The organism is Pseudoalteromonas sp. NBT06-2 (genome assembly GCF_002276045.1).
GTDB lineage: Bacteria > Pseudomonadota > Gammaproteobacteria > Enterobacterales > Alteromonadaceae > Pseudoalteromonas.
The window spans coordinates 1-1,412 of the sequence record NZ_NQMR01000347.1 but is presented as its reverse complement, the minus strand read 5'-3'; the positions used below and the strand labels follow the sequence as shown (position 1 = coordinate 1,412).

Genomic DNA, 1,412 nt, shown 5'->3' with positions numbered 1-1,412 from the left:
CATGTAAAAGACGTGGCGAATTAACTAGTGCTTTATAAAAATTGGATTATCAATGAAACGTATATTTTTTCTTTTATTTATAACCCTGTGGTCAAAATTGGCTCTTTGCGAAGAAAGGCCTTGGTATAGCGGCTTTTGGGAGACTGAAGGGTATGGATACATATTTAGCATTCAAAATGATACAGCGATAATTTTTGAAAAAACTTCTGAAAGCTGTTTGAAAAGCGGTTTATCCTCTGGACGTTTAATGGGAGCTGAGTCTAATTCCGTTCGTTATTTTAATGTGTCTATACCGGGTTTTATAGACGCAAAGATGGAGCTTTATAAGCACTCGGATACTAATCAAATTACTTTTCATCGAAATGATACGAATACGAAAATGCTTGCCAAAAGGCTTCGTAAGGTGCCTGAAGCGTGTTTTATTCCACCTAATCCAAAAGAGGCTTTAAAAGTTTTTATTCAAAACTTCCGCGAACACTATCCTTTTCTTTCAAGATACCCAGAGTTAACCTACATGAGCAGTTCAGAGTCTCGTTTGCTTAATTCTAAGCCCTTGTTTAATGAGATGACTAATATTCTCAAAGTCCTAAATGACCCGCATACTGCTCTAGTTGCTCCAGATATTGAACAATTATTTTTTGGTAATGAGTTGCCAAATCGGAACGCCCCATCAAGTCAGGCGTTAAAGAAAATAAGTCAACGAGTATTCGACAACTATCTAGTTGGACCTTATACAGTGCTCAATGACCAAATGCGTATTGGGGAATTGGAAGCAGGGTTAATATACTTAGCAATAGATGGTTTTTCGGGGTTATCGAAGCAAGGTACGGCTGCGGCAGAAAAGCTAGCGCTGAACACTGCTGCTGTCCAAATATTAGATGTCCTAAAAGGCAGTACAGGTTTAATAATTGATGTCCGAGCCCACTCTGGAGGTTCAGATAAGTTAGGCGTTCTGCTCGCGAGTAACTTTACTGCTCAAGATTACATAGCATATAGGAAACAGTTTGTAGTCAACGGCGGATTAAAGCCTACGTGGAAAGAAGGTGCTCCCATAAAAGTGAGTAGTGTTGGCTCTAAAGCGTGGTTAGGAAAAATAGTCTTACTAACCAGCTCTGCAACTGTTAGTGCAGGGGAAGCATTTGTTATGGCTTTAAACCAACGTACTCCTAAGGTAATTAAAGTTGGCAATAAAACGAGGGGAAGTTTTTCTGATATGTTGCCAAGAACATTACCTAATGGATGGCTTTTTGCGTTACCCAATGAGCGTTATTTAGATAGTGACGGAGAAAGTTACGACTTTGTAGGGATCCCCCCTGACAAAGTCATTAATGAAGTTTTAACTGGCTTTACAAATAATAACCAAGATAGTGCTATGGAGGAGGCTATACGCTTATTACTTAGATAGAAGTTAT

1 protein-coding gene is annotated in these 1,412 nt (G+C 39.0%); it reads left to right on the top strand.

Features of this window, described 5'->3' with window-relative positions; translation table 11 throughout:
* Positions 1-52: 52 nt before the first annotated feature.
* Positions 53-1,405 (top strand): S41 family peptidase, encoded by a 1,353-nt coding sequence (locus CJF42_RS25975; protein WP_095369369.1) that lies wholly within the window; start codon positions 53-55, stop codon positions 1,403-1,405.
* Positions 1,406-1,412: the final 7 nt, after the last annotated feature.